Origin of the sequence: Erwinia sp. 198 (assembly GCF_003937915.1) — a bacterium.
GTDB classification, from domain to species: domain Bacteria; phylum Pseudomonadota; class Gammaproteobacteria; order Enterobacterales; family Enterobacteriaceae; genus Erwinia; species Erwinia aeris.
In genome coordinates, this window is the sequence record NZ_RHUM01000001.1 from 42831 (window position 1) to 63557 (window position 20727).

The 20727-nt window shown below is 56.1% G+C and carries 16 protein-coding genes; 8 read left to right on the plus strand and 8 right to left on the minus strand.

Annotated elements, in window-relative coordinates:
* The first annotated feature begins 208 nt into the window (after nucleotides 1–208).
* The 6 genes from rplM (at nucleotide 209) to EGK14_RS00235 (ending at nucleotide 3767) form a co-directional block, all read left to right on the plus strand.
* A complete protein-coding gene (rplM, locus tag EGK14_RS00215) occupies nucleotides 209–637 on the plus strand; it encodes a 50S ribosomal protein L13 (RefSeq protein ID WP_125287073.1) in 429 nt (142 codons plus the stop codon).
* Between the two features lie 15 nt (nucleotides 638–652).
* Nucleotides 653–1045, plus strand: coding sequence for a 30S ribosomal protein S9 (rpsI, locus tag EGK14_RS00220; RefSeq protein ID WP_125287074.1), 393 nt, complete (start codon nucleotides 653–655; stop codon nucleotides 1043–1045).
* Nucleotides 1046–1342: 297 nt separating this feature from the next.
* Nucleotides 1343–1984 (plus strand): stringent starvation protein SspA, encoded by a 642-nt coding sequence (sspA, locus tag EGK14_RS00225; RefSeq protein ID WP_125287075.1) that lies wholly within the window; start codon nucleotides 1343–1345, stop codon nucleotides 1982–1984.
* A 1-nt stretch (nucleotide 1985) separates the two neighbouring features.
* Entirely contained in the window at nucleotides 1986–2480 is a 495-nt protein-coding gene (gene sspB / locus EGK14_RS00230; RefSeq protein ID WP_125287076.1) for a ClpXP protease specificity-enhancing factor, read from the plus strand.
* Nucleotides 2481–3029: 549 nt separating this feature from the next.
* On the plus strand, nucleotides 3030–3185 hold the full coding sequence (locus EGK14_RS21180) for a hypothetical protein (protein ID WP_158616014.1): 156 nt from the start codon (nucleotides 3030–3032) through the stop codon (nucleotides 3183–3185).
* A gap of 396 nt (nucleotides 3186–3581) precedes the next feature.
* Entirely contained in the window at nucleotides 3582–3767 is a 186-nt protein-coding gene (locus tag EGK14_RS00235) for a hypothetical protein (RefSeq protein ID WP_125287077.1), read from the plus strand.
* A gap of 66 nt (nucleotides 3768–3833) precedes the next feature.
* On the opposite strand, the gene EGK14_RS00240 is transcribed toward EGK14_RS00235, so the two are convergent.
* Nucleotides 3834–5591, minus strand: coding sequence for a sulfite reductase subunit alpha (locus EGK14_RS00240; RefSeq protein ID WP_125287078.1), 1758 nt, complete (start codon nucleotides 5589–5591; stop codon nucleotides 3834–3836).
* A 43-nt stretch (nucleotides 5592–5634) separates the two neighbouring features.
* A complete protein-coding gene (locus tag EGK14_RS00245) occupies nucleotides 5635–11160 on the minus strand; it encodes a glutamate synthase-related protein (RefSeq protein WP_125287079.1) in 5526 nt (1841 codons plus the stop codon).
* 1061 nt (nucleotides 11161–12221) lie between these two features.
* Between EGK14_RS00245 and arcB the strand changes: the two genes are divergently transcribed.
* Together arcB and mtgA are read left to right on the plus strand one after the other, a co-directional pair.
* Nucleotides 12222–14555, plus strand: a complete 2334-nt coding sequence (gene arcB / locus EGK14_RS00250) for an aerobic respiration two-component sensor histidine kinase ArcB (protein WP_125287080.1) — start codon at nucleotides 12222–12224, stop codon at nucleotides 14553–14555.
* Between the two features lie 875 nt (nucleotides 14556–15430).
* Nucleotides 15431–16150, plus strand: coding sequence for a monofunctional biosynthetic peptidoglycan transglycosylase (gene mtgA, locus EGK14_RS00255; RefSeq protein ID WP_125287081.1), 720 nt, complete (start codon nucleotides 15431–15433; stop codon nucleotides 16148–16150).
* 170 nt (nucleotides 16151–16320) lie between these two features.
* On the opposite strand, the gene npr is transcribed toward mtgA, so the two are convergent.
* From npr to lptB, 6 genes are all read right to left on the minus strand, one after another.
* Nucleotides 16321–16593 carry a PTS phosphocarrier protein NPr gene (gene npr / locus EGK14_RS00260; protein ID WP_125287082.1) on the minus strand — a complete coding sequence of 91 codons (273 nt, stop codon included), beginning with the start codon at nucleotides 16591–16593 and terminating at the stop codon, nucleotides 16321–16323.
* On the minus strand, nucleotides 16590–17444 hold the full coding sequence (gene rapZ / locus EGK14_RS00265) for an RNase adapter RapZ (RefSeq protein ID WP_125287083.1): 855 nt from the start codon (nucleotides 17442–17444) through the stop codon (nucleotides 16590–16592). Before rapZ ends, npr begins: the two co-directional genes overlap by 4 nt.
* 89 nt (nucleotides 17445–17533) lie before the next feature.
* Nucleotides 17534–18016 (minus strand): PTS IIA-like nitrogen regulatory protein PtsN, encoded by a 483-nt coding sequence (gene ptsN / locus EGK14_RS00270; RefSeq protein WP_199746329.1) that lies wholly within the window; start codon nucleotides 18014–18016, stop codon nucleotides 17534–17536.
* A gap of 193 nt (nucleotides 18017–18209) precedes the next feature.
* Entirely contained in the window at nucleotides 18210–18497 is a 288-nt protein-coding gene (gene hpf / locus EGK14_RS00275; RefSeq protein ID WP_125287085.1) for a ribosome hibernation promoting factor, read from the minus strand.
* A gap of 22 nt (nucleotides 18498–18519) precedes the next feature.
* A complete protein-coding gene (gene rpoN, locus EGK14_RS00280; RefSeq protein ID WP_125287086.1) occupies nucleotides 18520–19953 on the minus strand; it encodes an RNA polymerase factor sigma-54 in 1434 nt (477 codons plus the stop codon).
* A gap of 48 nt (nucleotides 19954–20001) precedes the next feature.
* Nucleotides 20002–20727 (minus strand): LPS export ABC transporter ATP-binding protein, encoded by a 726-nt coding sequence (gene lptB / locus EGK14_RS00285; RefSeq protein ID WP_125287087.1) that lies wholly within the window; start codon nucleotides 20725–20727, stop codon nucleotides 20002–20004.

Here is a 20727-nt window from a genome sequence, read left to right on the forward strand (position 1 = left end):
TAAAAAGGGGTCGCGCTTTGCGGGCGACTTCTCTATAATCTTGCGACCCCACGTTACAGCAAAGGTTTTTTTCCCAAAACTCTTTGTGTTCCAGTAACTCTATCCGAAGGGGTGGGCTTGCTGGTCGAGATGGTCGTGTGAGCCTCAACCGTTTATTCAAGCGTTTGGGATTTCACCAACGTGTAACTTAATTTGGGTAAGCTTTTAGATGAAAACTTTTACAGCTAAACCAGAATCCGTCCAACGTGACTGGTATGTTGTTGACGCAACGGGCAAAACTTTAGGTCGTTTAGCGACTGAGCTGGCTCGTCGTCTGCGCGGTAAGCATAAAGCGGAATATACTCCGCACGTAGATACCGGTGATTACATTATCGTTCTGAACGCTGACAAAGTTGCTGTAACCGGCAACAAGCGTACCGATAAGATTTACTATCATCACACTGGCCACATCGGTGGTATCAAGCAAGCGACCTTCGAAGAGATGATTGCTCGCCGTCCTGAGCGTGTGATTGAAATCGCGGTTAAAGGCATGCTGCCAAAGGGCCCGCTGGGTCGTGCTATGTACCGTAAACTGAAAGTTTACGCGGGCAACGAGCACAACCATGCGGCACAGCAACCGCAAGTTCTTGACATTTAATCGGGATTACAGGCAATGGCTGAGAATCAAAACTACGGCACTGGTCGCCGCAAAAGCTCTACCGCTCGCGTATTTATCAAGCCGGGCAGTGGTAACATCGTAATCAACCAGCGTTCTCTGGAACAGTACTTCGGTCGCGAAACTGCCCGCATGGTAGTTCGCCAGCCGCTGGAACTGCTGGACCTGGTCGGTAAATTCGATCTGTACGTCACCGTTAAAGGTGGTGGTATTTCTGGTCAGGCTGGTGCGATCCGTCACGGTATCACCCGCGCGCTGATGGAATATGACGAGTCACTGCGTGGCGAACTGCGTAAAGCAGGCTTCGTTACCCGTGATGCCCGTCAGGTTGAACGTAAGAAAGTCGGTCTGCGTAAAGCACGTCGTCGTCCACAGTTCTCCAAGCGTTAATTTATTCTGCGCTTGCAGAATCGATTATCGAAAAACCCGGTGCCTGCACCGGGTTTTTTCTTGCCCGATTTTCGGCCTGGCTCGTAAAAACGCGACGGGCTCTGTCATTTTCCCGTCAAATCCATATTCCTGCCCCACAAGCTGGCTAAAATCTGGTAAACTGAGTGACACTTTGTGCCTATTAGCCGGGCGGCTGCACAGACGAAGCGTCGTCCGGGTTAGCCGGGGCAATTTAGCCGTCTGGTCGCCGTGTGGCGGGCTTGCGCAGTAATTTTCTGGATAAACTTGGAGGTTTACATGGCTGTCGCTGCCAACAAACGTTCGGTAATGACGCTGTTTTCTGGTCCGACTGACATTTTTAGCCATCAGGTGCGTATTGTGCTGGCGGAGAAGGGTGTCAGCGTAGAGATCGAGCAGGTAGAAATGGATAGCCTGCCCCAGGATCTGATTGACCTCAATCCGTACCGTACCGTTCCTACGTTAGTCGATCGTGAACTGACGCTGTATGAATCCCGCATCATCATGGAATACCTTGATGAGCGTTTCCCGCATCCGCCGCTGATGCCTGTCTACCCGGTTGCGCGTGGCGAAAGCCGTCTGATGATGCATCGCGTCGAGCAGGACTGGTACAGCCTGATGCGTAAAGTGGAAAACGGCACGGCGCAGGAAGCGGAAGCCGCGCGCAAACAGCTGCGCGAAGAGCTGCTGGCGATAGCGCCGCTGTTCTCTCGTACGCCTTTCTTTATGAGCGAAGAATTCAGCCTGGTAGACTGCTACCTGGCGCCGCTGCTGTGGCGTCTGCCGCAGATGGGTATCGAGCTGATCGGCGCCGGCTCGAAAGAGCTGAAAGGCTATATGACGCGCGTATTTGAACGTGATTCCTTCCTGGCCTCTCTGACGGAAGCCGAACGGGAAATGCGCCTGCATACGCGGGGCTGATATGGAAATGTCACAACTTACCGCACGTCGTCCCTATCTGCTGCGAGCCTTTTACGAGTGGCTGCTGGACAATCAGCTGACGCCTCATCTGGTCGTGGATATCAACCTTCCCGGCGTGCTGGTGCCGCTGGAGTATGCGCGCGACGGTCAAATCGTGCTGAACATTGCGCCTCGTGCCGTAGGCAATCTGGAGCTGGGTAACGACGAGGTGACGTTTAACGCGCGCTTTGGCGGCGTCCCGCGTCAGGTTTCGGTGCCGCTGGCGGCCGTGATGGCTATTTACGCGCGTGAAAACGGCGCGGGCACGATGTTCGAGCCTGAACCGGCCTACGAAGAGGCGGGTGAATATAACCCGGCTACGGAGCAGGATGGATCACCGGAAACGGTGATGTCGGTTATTGACGGCGATCGCCCTGACGACAGTGGTCAGGACGATGACGGCAATGACGAGCCGCCGCCGCGCGGCGGACGCCCGGCGCTGCGCGTGGTGAAGTAGACGTAACAGCGAAACCGGCCCCGAACAGGGCCGGTTTTTTTATGTCTGCCCGCCAGTAAATAAGATCTCTCGCCGTAATTGTTTTATTTTCTTATCTCTGATAAAACTTTATTCAGCTAGTAAAATACGATTATTTCTGCAAATAATTTTCTCTTTTATTTCTGCGTTGAGCTGCATTTAACGTGGTTAGCTATTATAAAAAAATAAAACCAGGCACCCTTCGTTAGTTATATTTAATTAAGGCGCGATAGTAATTATCATCTTTTTTCGTCTGATATGTCGCGGGTAATTTGTGGCGCGCTAAGGAATACAGCGAATGGCAATAGCCGTAAGCGTAGCTATACCCACCTGTAACCGAGAAGCTTTGCTGAATAAGAGGCTACAGGTGATGTTGCGGCAGGACGCGCTGGGAAAGCCCCCAGCATTGCTCGAAAACGCCGTACGCCGGGAGTTTGTGTACGGCTTTGAAATACCCGACGCTATGCTGGCCGATCTGACTGCTTTTATTCGGACAGAGGACGTTGGCGCCTCGGTGAATTTCTTAACGAGATGAACGCAGAAGATATTCGGCAGCAGCGTAAGGAGCCGGGCTATAATATTTCTTCCTGGCCTGCACCCTTTGATATTCTCTGGGCATACCATGTTGCGATGCCGCGTCGGGCGCTGATAAAAGCCGGGCTGTTCGATGATGATTTTAATGGCTGAGGCGGTGAAGATGTCGATCCAGGCGTGCGGCTGTTTATACAAAATAAGCAGTTCAGCGTTGGCCGGGAAATATATTCGGTACATTGCCCGCATCAAAAACAGATTGCCGACCATAAAAACGATTCAGACATAGCCGTTAAGAAAATCCACCAAAAAGACCAGCTCTGGCAGTGCGCTTTTAAACACTGGGCTTAGTGGCTAACGGCCTGAGTTTTTCCGGCGAGCCTGCGATTACGCTCACCCGGATAAAAGATAAAACGTACCACAAAGACTCTATCGATCGGGCGGATTCGTCCCGCTGCATTTCGCTGGGCAAGGGCGCCTGGCTGGAATCGCTGGACCGGCCGGCCCTTCACTGCGGGCAGGTAAAGCTGACGGCGATAAAGCGTAACGGCTTTGAGGCGGGGGAAAATTATTATCGGTGTCGGCCGCGTGCTGCTGGGAACCGTCATTATTGCCTGGCAGAATGTGACGGTCGAAGATCGGGTGACTTTTGGGCCGGGCGTCACGGTGAGGCGATATGCGGCGATTGAGCGTATTAAGAACCATACGCTGCAGCAGCAGGTAATCCCGCTGCCGTAGTGAGATATCTTGCGGAAGAGCAGAAAGAAACTGCTGGCTGAGCGGCTGCCCAGCCAGCAGTGAAGATCAATAGACGTCGCGCAGGTAGCGTTTCTCTTTCTTCAGCTGATCGATATAGTCCGCCGCGCGCTCTGCCGACAGGCCGCCGAACTGGGCAACAACCTCGTACAGCGCCTTATCCACATCTTTAGCCATTCGTGACGCATCGCCGCAGACGTAAAAACAGGCGCCTTCCTGTAGCCACGCGTACAGCTCCGCGCCCTGTTCCATCATACGGTTCTGTACGTAGATTTTTTTTGCCTGATCGCGTGAAAAGGCCAAATCCAGACGGTTCAACACGCCTTTTTCCTGCCAGTTCAGCAGCTCGTCGCGATAGATAAAGTCATGCTCAAGGCGCTGGTCGCCGAAGAACAGCCAGTTTTTACCTTTAGCGCCGGTTGCCTCGCGCTCCTGCAAAAAAGCGCGGAAGGGCGCGATGCCGGTGCCGGGGCCGACCATAATCAGCGGCGTATTGCCGTCTGCGGGAACGCGAAAAGCTTTGTTAGGCGAAATAAAGATCGACGGTTTCTCGCCGCGACCCACGCGTTCCGCCAGATAGGTAGAACAGACGCCGCTGCGCGCGCGACCCGCACTGTGATAGCGCACGGAAGCGATAGTCAGATGCACCTGGTTTGGATGCGCCTTCGAGCTGGACGAGATGGAATAGGCGCGATGCTGCAACGGACGCAGCAGCGCCACAAACTCAGGAATGCCGATGGTGCGCGCCAGCTCCAGCTGCAGCAGATCCAGCGAATCTTTGCCCCACAGCCAGACGCCCATTGCATCTTTATCATCATGCTGCAGCACGTGACGCAGCTCCTGGTTGGTGGTGTTCTGGCCTACCCACTCAATCAGCTTGCGTGAAGGTTCGGAAATTTCAAACTGATAGGTCAGCAGATCGCCCAGGCTGCGGTCATAGCCTGATACCGGTGTATCGTAGTCCGCCTTCAGCTGCGCCAGCAGCAGGCTAACCAGCGTCGGGTCGTTAACCGGGATAACGCCCAGCGCATCGCCCGCTTCATATTTCAGGCCGCTATCGGTGAGATCGAACTCATAGTGGCGGATATCTTTATCAGAATCCGGCCCCGACAGGCGTCGGTTGGTCACCAGTGCTGCCGCATAAGGATTCTGTTTATTGCTGCCCGGAATAACCGGCGCTTCGGGACGGTTTTCCAGCGCTTTGCCGCTGCTGCCCGCGCTGGCGGCAAACTGGGGCATAGAGGCGGTCAGCCACTGCTGCGAAGGCTCTTCATAGTCAATATCGCAGTCAATACGATCGTAAAGACGCTTCGCGCCCAGCTGCTCCAGGCGCATATCAATAAATTTACCCGCCTGGCAGAAGCCGTCATAACCGGTATCGCCAATAGCCAGCACGGCGAAGTTCATCTGCTCAAGACGCGGCGCGGTGCTGGCGGAGATCGCCTGCCAGAACAGCTGGGCGTTATCCGGCATTTCGCCTTCGCCATAGGTCGAGGTGATCACCAGCACGTGCCGCATGGAGGCGAAAATCTCAATGTCCACCTCGCCCAGCGCCTGAACCACCGGCACCAGCCCGCTGTCGCGGGCGGCTTTCGCCGCGCTCTGCGCCAGCGCTTCCGCGTTGCCGGTTTGCGAGCCGAACAGGATATGCAGCTGCGTGGTGGTGGCCGCGCCGGTGCCGCTGTCGGCCTGCGGACGCTCTTCCAGTACCAGCAGGCGTGAATGTAATCCGGCAAGGAAACCCGCCAGCCAGTATTTCTGCTCGCCGTTAAACGGCGCGTCTTCAGGAATGTAAGGAATTTTCATCTGTTTTCTTTACTCGATCCGTCATATAAACAGGAGCCGGTCGTCAGGAGAGTTTCCCGACGGCAGCAGCAATCTCCGGCAGCGCGGCGCGGGCGAACAGCTCCTCAAAGTCCGGCAGTCCTCCCAGCACTTCGCGGTTGCGCGCATCCTGATAGATAATCCAGCCATAGGTTGCCAGGCTATCCATCGAGCGGATGTTGCGCTGCGTCAGCGCCGCTTTGTAATCCGCCATGCGTTTGGCGGCGATCAGACACGCCAGCTCGTCATCGCTGTAATTTTCAATCGCCGAGCGCGCATGACGCTGTAGCTTGCTGACCAGCGCGAAATCTTCCGTCATCAGCAGGTTGCGTACCGCTTTTTCCACGGCGACGTTATTCACCGAGGTGCCTTTCGGCAGGCGTGAAAGCGCGAGCTGCTGCGCAAAGCTGAGCACGGTATAGTTGTTCAGCAGGACAAACATCTCCGGCGTATCGGTCGCGCCGTAAGCAGGCACCGCGCCGTTGGCGATAGCGGATTTGTTGCGCCAGGCGGCTTTAAACTTCGCTACCTGGTGGGCGGCCATCGCGGTAGACAGCTCTTCCAGCAGATCCTTACGTGCTTTTGCCTTGAGGATCTCCTTGCCGTCCTGATAAAGCAGCAGCGAACGCGGCATAACGTAGACAAAGTGCTGGCATTCGGTTTCCCAGTGCGCCAGCAGCCAGGCCGCACGCGGTGAACCGGTCGCCGCAAGATGCCAGCGCAGCATGGTCAGCACCGCATCTTTATGCGTTCTGGCCATCTCATCGTTATCCGTGATAGAGCCGAACAGCACGGAGTCGCCTGCCGCATGGCTCGCCAGCTTGCGGTACGGGTCGTACTGATAAGCGAAGCCGCCGCTCATGCCGTTGCCGAAGCCGGTGCCGAAGGTGCCCAGGTTCAGCACCGCGCCGTTGGTCATATATTCGCAGCAGAAATCACCCACGCCTTCGACCACTGCCGTGGCGCCGGAGTTACGCACGGCAAAACGGTCGCCCGCCTGGCCCTGGACGAACAGTCGGCCGCCGGTGGCGCCAAACAGCGCGAAGTTGCCGATTAATACGTTGCCTTCCGCGTCCTGCGAGCCGCCGCCCGGCGACATCACCACGATTTCGCCGCCGCACTGGCCTTTGCCCACGCCGTCGTTACAGGTACCGCGATGGCGCAGCTGCATGCCGTCGTTGCAGAATACGCCGTAGGACTGCCCGGCCGAGCCGGACGTGGCGATCTTCACCGTTTCCGGCGCCAGGTAGTGGCGACCCCGATCGTCGGCCAGTGCGGCAGGCATCGCCGCCAGTTCCGCTTTGCTCAGCTTGTGGTTCAGCAGGCGTTCGATATCGATAGCCAGCTGGCCGCCGACGCTCTTATTGCGGTTGTTCAATGTGATGCCGTTGCCCAGTTCGATAACGCTTGCCGTTGCCAGCGCGTTTTCGACCTGCGCGATCCAGTTATCGTCCAGCTCATAATCTTTTTCCAGATAGACCGGCTGCATGATTTTGATTTCCGGCACCACGGTGAGCATGGCGCGCAGATCCAGCTTGCCGACTTCAAGCGGGTGATCCATCAGGTGCAGCAGATCGGAACGGCCGCGCGCTTCGCGCAGCGAGCGCAGGCCCAGACGCGCCAGGATCTCACGCACTTCATGCGCCACGTTCATAAAATACTGCGCCAGCTGGCGAGGATCGCCGTCAAAGGCTTCGGCGTTGGTGGTCAGACCGGCCGGGCACTTCACGTTGCAGTTTTTCGCCATTACGCACTTCAGCATCATCAGCGCCGTGGTGCCGAATTCGAAGCTGTCGCTGCCCAACAGCGCGGATTTCACCACGTCGCTGCCGGTTTGCTGCGCGCCGGAGCTGCGCAGCAGCACTTTGTCACGCAGGCCGTTGGCACACAGCGCCTGATGCACTTCCGCAATGCCGATTTCCGCCACGCGGCCGGTATATTTCAGGCTGGTGACCGAAGCCGCGCCGGTGCCGCCGGTATTGCCCGCCACGTTAATCACGTCCGCGCCCGCTTTCGCCACGCCGACGGCGATGGTGCCGATGCCCTCAGACGACACCAGCTTGACGATGACGCGCACGCGCGCCGCTTTACAGTCGTGGATCAGCTGCGCCAAATCCTCAATGGAATAGGTGTCATGGTGCGGCGGCGGCGAAACCAGCTCCACGCCAGGCGTGCCGCCGCGCGCCGCCGCGATCTCTACGGTGACTTTGGCCGCAGGCAGCTGGCCGCCTTCGCCGGGCTTGGCGCCCTGGCCGATTTTGATTTCCAGCTCTTCCAGCATCGGATCCGCCAGATAGGCCGCCCAGACGCCGAAACGACCGGAGGCCAGCTGCTTGATGCGCGAGGCGCGGATAGTGCCGTGACGCGAATAGTGTTCGCCGCCTTCGCCGCAGTTGCTCATGCCGCCGACCATATTGGTACCGTGCGCCACCGCCTCATGGGCCGGGGCCACCAGCGCGCCGTGGCTCATGGCGCCGGAAGCGAAGGTGCGGGTGATTTCGCTTGCCGGCTGCACTTCGCTTAACGGCAGCGAAGGCGACGTGGTAAACATACGCGACAGATAGTCCGCCGCTTTGCCGCTGGCAATAATATGCAGTCCGTTCGCCGTGACTTCGCCGCTGGCAATCTCGTCGGCGAAACGGCCTTTCAGCGCGCCCAGCAGGGCGGAAAGACGTTCCACCTCGGTTTTCAGCCCCTTGATGGTGTCGGAAAGCCGCAGCGTGAAGCGACCTTCGCTGCCGTCGGTGGCTTCGCACAGCAGGCCGCGCACGGCAAACCCGTTATTGATCAGTGAATAGCGGCCCAGCTTGCGGGAAAATTCTGCTTCGCTGTCCACGTGGGTCAGATCCGCCGGGAACGTCAGGATATCGCGCAGCGCCGCCGGACGGCGTTTACGCTCTTCCTGCATCTGGCTGGAGAATTCACGGTAGTCCTGCGTAATGGTAAAGCTGTCGATGGTCGCATTCGGGATCCGCTTAAAGCTGCTGTCGGCAAAGGACTCCGGCTTGATGCTAAAAGCGTTATCCAGACGGGCCAGCGTCAGCAGACGAATAAACTCATCTTCTTCACGCGGCTTGTCGACAAAGCGCAGCGGCTGCTCCGTCATATCGATAAACGTTCGCACCGCGATAGTGCCGTAAGAGTGACCCGCGCCTTCGGCACGCTCTTTAAACAGGCCCAGCAGCGGCACCTCTGATTCGCCCTGAATTCTCAGCGCGCTCTGGTGCCAGTCCACGGCCATTTGCGCGATAGTAGCGAAGCCCGCGCCGCCGACCGGCGTTTTGATATTCGGGAAATATTTCTTCAGCACCCGATCTTCCGTATCCAGGAAGTTAGGTTCGAAGAATTCACCGCAGCTGTAGCTTTCAACCGTACAAAGGCCAACCTTACCCATGGTTTTCATCAGCGCTTTTTCTGCCGCTTTGGCATAGCGCTTAAAGGCCTTATTGCCTTCTTCGCCTTCGCCATATTTCTCTTCGGCGCGCATTTGTACGCCAAGTGGATAGATAGCAGATGCGCCAAAGCCCAGCGCGGCGGCGATATGGTGCGAAGAGATGCTCTGTCCGCTTTCGACCACCAGCGATACGTCCAGACGCAGGCCTTCCTGTACCAGACGCTGGTTAATGGCGGAAACGACCAGCAGCATCGGTATGGCGGCGCGCTCGCTTGAGATATGACGGTCGGTCAGCACCGCGATCCCGCCCTGTTCGCGGGCGAAATCCACCACCTGCTGCGCCAGATCGTCAATGGCCTGTTCCAGCGCGGCGGCGTTATCGGCGCGGCTTTGCGCATCGCTGCCCACGACCGGACGATAAAGCATGTCGAAACGGGCGTATGGCGCCACGTCCTGCTCGCGCAGCTGCAGCATATCCAGATGCGTCAGGATCGGCGTCGGCACGATAATCTGCCGCCCTTTGCTGCGGCCCAGGTGCGGCTTGGCGCCCAGCGCGACGCGCAGCGTCATGCCGTCCACTTCGCGGATGGAGTCCAGCGGCGGGTTGGTTACCTGCGCAAAACGCTGCGAGAAGTAGTGCGCCATGCCGCCTTCATGATCGGAAAGCCCGTTGATGGCGTTGCCGTAGCCCATGGCGGAGATTTTCTCCGCGCCGGTCGCCAGCATCGGATCCATCATGAACTTGAAACTTTCCTGGTTGTAGTAGTAGGCCACAAAGCGCTGATAGGTTTTCAGGTCGCCGCTGTAGCGTAAAGGCGATCCCTGAATTTCCGCAGGCACCACCGGCAGGTCTTTCAGCGTTACGCGCGCCTGCGCCAGCAGCGTCGGATAGTCTTTTTCCGCCGCCAGTTTTTCCAGCGCCTCCAGCGTGGTGTAGCTGCGTTTTTCGCTGTGATCGTAATAAAGCATCCCGCCCGCTTCGATACGGCCACGACGCAGCACGCTCTCTGGTGGGAAGGCGATCTGACCGGCTTCCGACATTGCGCCGATATACTCGGCGGTTTCCACCGAGCGCAGCGGGCGCAGGCCAAGGCGATCCAGACGCGCGCCGATGACGTCACCGTTGCCGAAAATCAGCGCGGCCGGGCCGTCGTTTTTCTCTTCGTACAGTGAGAAATACTCCAGCATGGCGCGCACTTCCGGCGACAGCGTATCGTCGTTTTCCCACGCGGGCGGCATCATTGAAACCACGGCGTTGATTAAATCGAGGTTATCTTCCATCAGGCGGCTGTGGATGCTTTGATCCAGACGCGAACTGTCGGACTGCCCCTTCGGGCGGACGATCTTCTTGCCGCGAGCCAGCGCCAGCGCGGCTTCGGCGATGCGGTTTTTACGGTCGGTGTTCAGTTCGCCGTTATGCGCCATCAGGCGGAACGGCTGAGCCATTGTGGTATGTGGATCGGTATTGGTCGAAAAACGGGTATGGAAAAACAGGCCGCGCACCTGGTGATCCGGATCGGTCAGATCCTTGAAATAGGGGATCACTTCGTTGGAGTTCAGGCGCGCTTTGAACACCTGAGTACGCGACGAAAGAGAAAGTGGGTAAAGCCCGCCGAATTCACTTTCGGTAAAGGCGCGCGCTTCGATAGCCAGCAGGGCGCGATAGATGCGTTTTTCAAAGGCATTCTGGTCTGCCACCTCGGCAGGCGCGTTAAAAATCCACTGTATGATAGGCAGCTGGAACTGAAGGGCGGCGGGACGCAATACGCTGGTATCCAGCGGTAGCTCGCGCTTGAGGATCACCTCCAGCCCGTGTGCGGCCAGCGTCTCTTCTACCAGCCCTTCGGCGTTGGCGCGGAGCGCATCGTCTTTCGGCACGAAAAAGTTGCCGACGCCAAAGCGGCCGGAATTGAGCGGCATCCCGGTAATTTTGCGGAAAAAGTGCAGGGAAATATCAACGTTAACACCCGCGCCGTCGCCTACGCCCTCGGCAGACATGCCGCCGCGATGCGGCACGGTGCAGAGCGCGCTGTGCGCCATCTGAAGAATCTCATGGGTCTGCTCGCCGTCCTTACGGGTAATGAAACCGACGCCGCAGCTGTCGTTTTCTTTCGATGGGTCATACAGACCATAGGGAAACGCTTTTGGATTGGACATGGCAGACCTCCTGACTTCTTTGACATTACCTACGTTATTTCAGGCACAGAATGCAATGGAGAGGACTCCCCTGGCTCTGTATCGTTTTTTCCTGACTGCTTTTAAGTGGGCGACTGTGCGCCGGGCATGTTCTCTTCAGGCCAGGCTGAAGGGAGCTGCTCATCATTTTCCGGGTCTCTGAGAGGAGAAAGCCTGGGGAGTCTTCTTGCTGCATAGATATGCCGAGACACTGGCCCGTCAGGAACGCTTCCAGCGAAATTCCAACTTATCGGGAAAGCGTACTCAGGTCAAATAGCGCGCTTAGGGAGGCTTTGTGGGTGTGTATGTTAAGCATGTTTTTGTTTTATAATGTTTTATTGCTATTTTTTCTATGTATAGTTTTGTCATTTATCCCCCGGGAAGTGTGAACTGTCTCACTGTAGTGCAGGCCGCAAATCTCTGCACCATGCTGGTGCTGGGGGTATTGCCAGCAGAAAATGCTAAGAAAGTGGCCTTAATTATTGAAACTGGCTGTTTTTAACAGGGATGCTTATTTGAATTAAACCTCCAGGCATCATTAGTAAAATTAATCAGGCTGGTTTTGATTGCATTCACGTTTAATGTGAATTTTTATTCATTGCTTTTCGGGCGAAAGCGCGGCGGCAGGCGCTTATCGCTATGAATTTCAAAAACGGATGATGCACTTAAGGCAAAACGGGCTATGCACAGGTTAAACATCACTTTTCGCGTACCGATGGCGCTCAACGGCGTATACCCTGTACCGCTGTTACAAAGTCTGTTGGCAACGAAAGTCAATGACCGCGCGGGGCGCGGTCACGCTTACCCTCAACCAACAGCGGCGGCGTTCGCCAGACGGCCATGCTTCTTCGGGGTTAAACGGCGGCAGGCCTGGCGGATGGCATAAGACGATAATGACCTGTTTTTTTGACAGGCGCGGGACGTCAATCGTGGCTTTGCTTTCAGACTGCACCGAAGCGGTGCAGTCTGCGCAGGGAGCCGTTACCTTTGTCTTTTAAGCTTTTGCGGTATGATTGACGGTACTGCTCTCGAAGGGACCTTTTATGAAACAAATTCGTCTGTTAGCCCAGTACTACGTCGATTTAATGGTGAAGCTGGGGCTGGTACGCTTTTCTTTGCTGCTGGCTTCGGCGCTGGTAGTGCTGGCGATGATCGTGCAGATGGCGGTCACGATGGTGCTGCGCGGACATGTAGAAAGCATTGATATGGTTCGCTCGGTCTTTTTCGGGTTGCTGATAACGCCGTGGGCCGTCTATTTCCTGTCGGTAGTGGTCGAGCAGCTGGAGGAGTCGCGGCAGCGCCTGGCGCGCCTGGTGGATAAGCTGGAAGAGATGCGCCATCGCGATCTGGAGCTAAACCAGCAGATGAAGGAGAACATTACCCAGCTCAATCAGGAGATCGCCGATCGTATCAAGGCGGAAAAAGCGCGCCTGCAGGTGATGGACAAACTGACGGAGGAGATGACCAGGCGTGAGCAGGCGCAAATTGAGCTGGAGCAGCAGTCTTCTTTCCTGCGTTCGTTTCTGGATGCCTCACCCGATCTGGTGTTCTACCGCAATATCGATCAGCAGTTTTCCGGCTGCAACCGGGCCATGGAGCTGCTGACGGGCAAAAGCGAGAAGCAGCTTATCGGCCTGACGCCGCACGATGTCTACGATCGTGACGCCGCGACCAAAGTGCTGGAAACGGACGAGAAGGTGTTTCGCCATAACGTCTCGCTGACCTACGAGCAGTGGCTGCAGTATCCCGATGGACGCAAGGCCTGCTTTGAGATCCGTAAAGTGCCTTATTACGACCGCGTTGGCAAACGCAGCGGGCTGATGGGCTTTGGACGCGATATAACCGAGCGTAAACGCTACCAGGACGCTTTAGAGAACGCGAGCAGGGAAAAGACCACTTTTATCTCTACGATCAGCCACGAGCTTCGTACGCCGCTTAACGGCATCGTCGGGCTAAGCCGCATCCTGCTGGATACCGAGCTTAACCCGGAACAGTTGAAATACCTGAAAACCATCCACGTCTCGGCCATCACGCTGGGCAATATTTTCAATGACGTTATCGAAATGGATAAGATCGAGCGCCGCAAGGTGCAGCTGGATAACCAGCCGGTTGATTTTACCGGCTTCCTGGCGGATTTGGAGAATCTCTCCGGCCTGCTGGCCCAGCCGAAAGGGCTGAAGTTCGTGCTCGACGCCCATCCGCCTTTACCGCATAAAATTATCACCGACGGCACGCGGCTGCGTCAGATCCTGTGGAACCTGATCGGCAACGCGGTGAAATTTACCCAGCAGGGCAGCATTATCGTGCGGGTGGCCTATCAGGGCGAAGACTGTCTGCGTTTTGAAGTGGAAGATTCCGGCATGGGGATCCCGCAGGACGAGCAGGACAAAATCTTTGCCATGTATTATCAGGTGAAAGATCAGCATGGCGGTAAACCGGCGACCGGCACCGGCATTGGGCTGGCGGTTTCGCGTCGACTGGCGCAGAGCATGGGCGGGGATATCAGCGTGCGCAGCGCGCCCGGTAAGGGCTCCTGCTTTACGCTGACGGTTAATGCGCCGCGCGTCGTAACGCAGCATGAGGCCGAGCAGCCAGCGGACGACATGCCGCTACCGGCGCTGCACGTCCTGCTGGTTGAGGATATTGAGCTGAACGTGGTCGTAGCGCGTTCGGTGCTGGAGAAGCTGGGTAACAGCGTGGAAGTGGCCATGACGGGCGCAGAAGCGCTGACGATGTTCGATCCCGAAGAGTTTGACCTGGTGCTGCTGGATATTCAGCTGCCGGATATGACCGGTCTTGACGTGGCGAGGGAAATCCATCGGCGCCACGGCCATCAACAGCTGCCGCCGCTGGTGGCGCTGACCGCTAACGTGCTTAAAGATAAAAAAGAGTATCTGGATGCGGGCATGGACGACGTGCTGAGTAAACCGCTGGCGGTACCGGCGCTGACCGCCATTATCCAGAAATACTGGGACTACCAGGAGCAGGAGAACGAGCCGGCGGAACCTTCTCACTCTGACGCACCCGTGCTGCTGGATATTACCATGCTGGAGCAGTATATCGAGCTGGTTGGGCCACAGCTGATTGTGCAGAGTCTGGAAATGTTTGAAAAGATGATGCCAGGTTATCTGGAAGTATTGGATTTGAACATGACCGCGCGCGATCAAAAAGGCATTGCGGAAGAAGGGCACAAGATCAAAGGCGCGGCGGGATCGGTTGGTCTGGTTCATTTACAGCAGCTGGCGAAACAGATCCAAAGCCCTGAGCTGCCGGCGTGGTGGGACAATGTGCAGGAGTGGATTGACGAGCTGAAACACGAGTGGCGTAACGACGTTGCGGTACTGCGGGAATGGGTGGCAAAGGCCCAAAAAAAATGACCCCGACCGAGGCCGGGGTGCGCGAATACTGCGCCAACACCAGGGAAACTTGAGGCCTACGCTGTTCTTAAAGTAAGAGTATCGAAGCGCAGGCGCGGTATTGGGTAAAACGCTCAGGAACTACCTTAGCAAAACTCCCATCACATGTTACAAGATTCATTAAAATGTGTGATGTGGAGCAGCGTTTGCAGACAGAAAACATTAATTTGATGATACAGTCAAGCACGGAATGAATTTATTCGCGATCTTGCGCAAAAATTGTACAATTGTGCCAGTTTTTGTCCGGTTTTGATTGACGTAGACAGGTAACCGGTTCCATTGATCGCTAGCAGTAATGCTAAAAGAATTTCACCCCGGCTGGCAAATATTTAACTCCATGTAAAACATGTCCTTTTTGTGAGATTGGTGTCTCTCTGGTGAAACCGTACGGTACAGCAAAATGGAAAGTGATATTGGAAGGAATTAACGATTAATAATCATATTTTTATCGTAATCCTTTTAAATAAAGGGGCAATTTTCGCTCACTAACCGAAAAGCATAACCCGGGCCCACGGCCATTCTGAGGGGCCTTTAAGATAACATTAGCAAAAGCTAACTCACGCAATTTATAAGTGGTATGAATGAATTGGTTGACGTTATGTGGGCGAATCGGGCTGATTATTTCTTCATCACTACAGGTTCGTTTACGGCATGGAACCGATTCCTGGTGCGCGGAAGTGATTGAAGCACCTGACACATTTACAAAGTGCTTCAAGTTGTAAGCGCATGCAAACGTTTACATTAAGTCAAATGCGTTGCGCCCCGCACCCATTTTTTACATTGCACGAACGGGTTCCTGTTACGTGAATTCATAAGATCATAATGGATAAATTTTAATGAAGCAGCGCAAAAAAATCAGCGGACAGCGGCTAAAAACCTGGGCATTACGATTGACGATCGGCCTGGCCGGGATCGTGCTCGCCGGGATCCTGCTTTTTTCTTTTTTGCCCGTACCTTTCTCTGCCGTGATGGCAGAAAGGCAGATCGGCGCATGGCTGAGCGGCGATTTCCGCTACGCCGCGCATTCAGACTGGGTAGAGATGAAAAATATCTCTCCCTGGATGCCGCTGGCGGTTATCGCCTCTGAGGATCAAAAATTTCCTAACCACTGGGGATTTGACGTACAGGCGATCCAGTCGGTGCTGGATGGCGAAGAGGCCCGAATGCGCGGCGCTTCTACGCTCTCGCAGCAAACCGCAAAGAACGTGTTTTTATGGGATGGGCGCAGCTGGATACGTAAGGGACTGGAAGCGGGCCTGACGGTTGCGATCGAAACCGTGTGGACAAAACGGCGCATTTTGACGGTCTATCTGAACGTAGCAGAGTTCGGCGAGGGCATATTTGGCGTGGAAGAAGCATCGCAACGCTATTTTCATAAGCCCGCCAGCCGCCTGACAATGGCGGAAGCAGCATTGCTGGCGGCCGTGTTGCCGAACCCGATCCGTTTTCGCGCCGACGCGCCGTCGGCCTATGTGCGCCAGCGGCAGCAGTGGATCTTACGCCAGATGCGCCAGCTGGGCGGGGAAGGCTTTCTGAACGCGCATAAGCTACGCTGACAGAAAGGGCGGCCTGACGAGAAAGAACCGCGCTCAGGCGCACGTCAACGTATGCAGAGCATCACGAGCAGGGACAGCGCTCAGTCGCGTAATAGGCCAGGAAGAGAAGTAAAGGTACGCTGAGGGTAAAGAACCGCGCTCAGGGGGGCTGAGCGCGTCTGAGCGGCTGATTAATCCTCGTCGAAGCCGGCATTAAAGAGTTCAATCACTGCCGCCAGCGCTTTTTCTTCTTCCGGCCCGCTGGCTTCTATCTCAATCTGCCCGCCTTTCGCCGAATCCAGCATCAGCAATGCAATAACGCTGCTGGCTTCCGCTTCCGTACCGCTCTCGTTGCGTAGCAGCACCTCGGCGTCGAAGCTTTGCACCAGTTCAAACAGCTTCATCGCCGGTCTGGCATGCATACCCAGCTTGTTTTTGATCTCAACCACTTGTTTAACGGTCATGATTTGCGCTTTTCCAGAGTACGATGACGGGACTGCACGTTCTTGCCGCGCGAGCGGAAATAGTCAGCGAGCTGTTCGGCAATGTAAACCGAGCGATGCTTGCCGCCTGTACAGCCAATCGCCACGGTAAGATAGCTGCGGTTGTTGGTTTCCAGCATCGGCAGCCACAGTTCAAGATAGCTGCGCGTCTGATAGATAAAATTGTGCACTTCGGTATGACGATCCAGGAAAGCGGCCACCGGACGATCCAGTCCCGTCATCGGCCGCAATTTTGGATCCCAGTGCGGGTTCGGCAGGAAGCGGACGTCGAACACGTAATCGGCATCGATCGGAATGCCGTGCTTGAAGCCAAAGGATTCAAACACCATCGTCAGTTCACGTTCACGCTTGCCTAACAGGCGAGTGCGCAGCATTTCGGCCAGTTCGTGCACCGACATCTCCGAGGTATCGACGATCAGATCCGCACGCGAGCGAAGCGGCTCCAGCAGATCGCTCTCTTCATCAATGGCGCTTTCCAGCGAAAGATTTTTACTGGAAAGCGGATGCAGGCGTCGGGTATCGCTGTAGCGCCGGATCAGCGTATTGCGATCGGCATCCAGAAACAGCAGCTGCGGCGAAAAGCTGTCGGGGAGGCCGGTCAGCGCCTTCTCAAAGATTTCCGGGGACTCTGGCATATTACGCACGTCAATACTGACGGCCGCCGAGATGTTACGATCCGCCAGTGACCTGGCCAGCTCCGGTAGCAGCACCACGGGCAGATTATCCACGCAGTAGAAGCCCATATCCTCCAGCGCCCTCAACGCGACGGACTTACCGGAACCAGAACGCCCGCTGACGATCATCAGCACCATGACTTATTCTCCTGATTTGAAGCCTTTCCAAAGGGACGGGGAGCTTCCCTGTGCATACGCTCGGGCCGGCAGACCGGCCCACTAAAGGCTTAAGAGGCGGCTTGTGGTTCCTCTGCCATGATAGCAAAAAGCTCTTCATCGCTTTGCGCGGCGCGCAGTCGGCGGCAGACCGTTTTATCGGCCAGGCGTTTTGCGACCAGCGAGAGCGTGTGCAGATGCGTTTTACACTGATCGGCAGGCACCAGCAGGGCGAAAAGCAGATCGACCGGTTGATTATCGATAGCGTCGAAGGCTACCGGCTGATCGAGACGGATAAATACGCCTACCGCGCGCAGCGTATCCTCCACCAGCTTGCCGTGTGGGATCGCGATGCCATTACCTATGCCGGTACTGCCCATACGTTCACGCGTCAGGATCGCTTCAAAGATCGTCTGATGCGGCAGATTAAGCTGTTTGGCCGCCAGCTCGCTGATAATCTCCAGCGCCCGCTTTTTGCTCTGGCAATGCACGCCGTTGCGGGTACAGGAAAGGCTCAGGACCGAGCTCAGTTCCAGTGTCAGGTCATTGTTCATCATAGGTTCACTTAGGTATTCACTTCCGCCTGGCAAAACGGCGCTGCCCGATCGTTCGGCAGGCCATCAGTCGAATGCATTATGCCCGTTGATTAACGGCCCGCCTTCTGCAATCAGAAGACGAGCCGGTTAGTTTACACCACATTCTTATCAGATAAGGGTGGCGAAAAAATAATCAATGCTTCAGGGGTAATTAATGCTGCTTCAGCTTGTCTTTATGTTTATTCAGCTGGCGCGTCAGCTTGTCGATCAGGCCGTCAATCGCCGCATACATATCTTTTTCTTCCGAGGTGGCGTGCAACTCACCACCGCTGACGTGCAGCGTCGCATCGGCGACCTGCGTCACCTTTTCCACCTTCAGCACAATATAAACCTGGCCGATACGGTCAGTGTATTGCTCCAGCTTGGCGAATTTAGCCACCACGAATTCACGTAAAGGCTCGGTAATTTCAACATTCTGCCCGGTAATATTGAGTTGCATAAGCTCTTCCTTATCTGTTCGTTCAGACCAGCTGCTTGCGCTGGTTTGAGGGCGGGATGGATAAAGACTCTCGGTACTTCGCGACGGTGCGGCGGGCCACGATAATCCCCTGATCGGAGAGCAGGGTGGTCAGCTTGCTGTCGCTAAGAGGCTTGGCGGGATTCTCCGCCGAGATCAATTTCTTTACCAGCGCGCGAATGGCCGTGGAAGAGGCTTCGCCGCCGCTTTCGGTGTTCACGTGACTGGAGAAGAAATATTTCAGTTCAAAAATACCGCGTGGGCTGTGCAGGTATTTTTGCGTGGTAACGCGTGAAATCGTCGATTCGTGCATCTCTACGGCGGAGGCGATATCCGCCAGCACCATAGGACGCATAAACTCTTCACCCTGCTCGAAGAAGGCCTGCTGCTGGTCGACGATGCAGCGCGTGACCTTCAGCAGCGTATCGTTGCGGCTCTCCAGGCTTTTTATCAGCCAGCGGGCTTCCTGCAAATTGCTGCGGATAAACTGGCTGTCGCTGTCGCTGCGAGAGCTGCCGCCCAGAGAGGCATAGTGCTGGTTGATCTTCAGGCGCGGCACGCTGTCGGCGTTCAGTTCCACCACCCAGCGGGCGCCGATTTTACGCACCAGCACGTCCGGGATGACATATTCCGGTTCGCTGGTATTAATCGACTGGCCGGGGCGCGGGTCAAGCGACTGGATCAGCTGCATGGCGTTTTTCAGCACGTCCTCTTTCAGCCGCGTGACGCGCATCAGGCTGCGGAAGTCGTGGTTAGCCAGCAGGTCCAGATGGTCGCTGACAATAAGCCTGGCCTCTTTCAGCCAGGGCGTGTCATCCACGAACTGCGACAGCTGTACCAGCAGGCAGTCGCGCAGATCGCGTGCGCAGACGCCGATCGGATCGAACCGCTGAACGCGCTTCAGTACCGCTTCGACTTCTTCCGCAGAAAGCTCTTCGTTGCCGATACTCTCCTGGATCTCCTGGAGAGAAACGGTCAGATAGCCGGTCGGATCCACGGCGTCGACAATAGCGGTAGCGATGGCGCGATCGGTATCGGTAAAAGGCGTCAGTTCTACCTGCCATATCAGGTAGTCCTGCAACGACTGGGTAGTTTCGCCCTGATAAACAGGCAGCTCGTCGTCGTGGTAGTCGGTGCCGGTGCCCGACGGCGTACCGGCGGTGTAGATTTCGTCCCAGGTGGCGTCGAGCGGCAGCTCTTCCGGCATATCTTTTTGTTCCAGCGCCTCGCGGGTATCCAGCGCCTCTTTTTCCTGATATTCGCGGCTGTCGACTTCTTCGTGAAGATCGGTTTGTTCAAGCAGCGGGTTGCTTTCCAGCGCCAGCTGAATTTCCTGCTGGAGTTCAAGCGTAGAGAGTTGCAGCAGACGTATCGCCTGCTGCAGTTGTGGCGTCATGGCAAGCTGTTGGCTAAGCCTGAGCTGCAAACCTTGCTTCATATTCAGGATACTTATTCCTTAAAAATCTTGACCGGTCTGAACACCTTATCAGAGTCTGAACTCTTCGCCCAAATAGACGCGCTTAACTTGTTCATCCTGGAGGATTTGCTCAGGCGAGCCGTGAGCGATCAGGTGACCCTGGCTGACGATATAGGCTCGTTCGCAGACGGCCAGGGTTTCACGCACGTTGTGATCGGTGATCAGCACGCCCAGGCCGCTGTCGCGCAGGTGTTCGATAATTTTTTTAATATCAATCACTGAAATCGGGTCGACGCCAGCGAAAGGCTCATCCAGCAGGATGAATTTAGGATTCGCCGCCAGCGCGCGCGCGATCTCTACGCGACGACGTTCACCGCCGGAAAGCGCCTGACCCATGCTGTCGCGCAGGTGCGCGATATGGAACTCTTCCATCAGCTCGTTAGCGCGATCGGTTCGCTGTTCCGCCGTTAAATCATCACGGATTTGCAGCACCGCCATCAGGTTGTCGTACACGCTCAGGCGGCGAAAAATAGAGGCTTCCTGCGGCAGATAGCCGATGCCCCGACGCGCGCGCGCGTGCAGCGGCAGAATACTGATATCTTCATCATCGATAACGATGCGGCCCGCGTCGCGCGGCACAATGCCCACTACCATATAAAACGTGGTGGTCTTACCGGCACCGTTCGGGCCCAGCAGACCCACGATCTCACCGGATTTTACCTCCAGGCTGACATCTTCCACCACGCGTCGGCCTTTGTAGGCCTTCGCCAGATTTTGCGCAATTAAAGTCGCCAT

Coding starts and splice junctions, on each gene's coding strand:
- EGK14_RS00240 (WP_125287078.1), bottom strand. CDS start 5,591: ATGAAAATTCCTTACATTCCTGAAGACGCGCCGTTTAACGGCGAGCAG.
- rpoN (WP_125287086.1), bottom strand. CDS start 19,953: ATGAAGCAAGGTTTGCAGCTCAGGCTTAGCCAACAGCTTGCCATGACG.
- lptB (WP_125287087.1), bottom strand. CDS start 20,727: ATGGCGACTTTAATTGCGCAAAATCTGGCGAAGGCCTACAAAGGCCGA.
- npr (WP_125287082.1), bottom strand. CDS start 16,593: ATGACCGTTAAACAAGTGGTTGAGATCAAAAACAAGCTGGGTATGCAT.
- arcB (WP_125287080.1), top strand. CDS start 12,222: ATGAAACAAATTCGTCTGTTAGCCCAGTACTACGTCGATTTAATGGTG.
- rpsI (WP_125287074.1), top strand. CDS start 653: ATGGCTGAGAATCAAAACTACGGCACTGGTCGCCGCAAAAGCTCTACC.
- hpf (WP_125287085.1), bottom strand. CDS start 18,497: ATGCAACTCAATATTACCGGGCAGAATGTTGAAATTACCGAGCCTTTA.
- rapZ (WP_125287083.1), bottom strand. CDS start 17,444: ATGGTGCTGATGATCGTCAGCGGGCGTTCTGGTTCCGGTAAGTCCGTC.
- sspB (WP_125287076.1), top strand. CDS start 1,986: ATGGAAATGTCACAACTTACCGCACGTCGTCCCTATCTGCTGCGAGCC.
- EGK14_RS21180 (WP_158616014.1), top strand. CDS start 3,030: ATGAACGCAGAAGATATTCGGCAGCAGCGTAAGGAGCCGGGCTATAAT.
- mtgA (WP_125287081.1), top strand. CDS start 15,431: ATGAAGCAGCGCAAAAAAATCAGCGGACAGCGGCTAAAAACCTGGGCA.
- EGK14_RS00245 (WP_125287079.1), bottom strand. CDS start 11,160: ATGTCCAATCCAAAAGCGTTTCCCTATGGTCTGTATGACCCATCGAAA.
- sspA (WP_125287075.1), top strand. CDS start 1,343: ATGGCTGTCGCTGCCAACAAACGTTCGGTAATGACGCTGTTTTCTGGT.
- rplM (WP_125287073.1), top strand. CDS start 209: ATGAAAACTTTTACAGCTAAACCAGAATCCGTCCAACGTGACTGGTAT.
- ptsN (WP_199746329.1), bottom strand. CDS start 18,016: ATGAACAATGACCTGACACTGGAACTGAGCTCGGTCCTGAGCCTTTCC.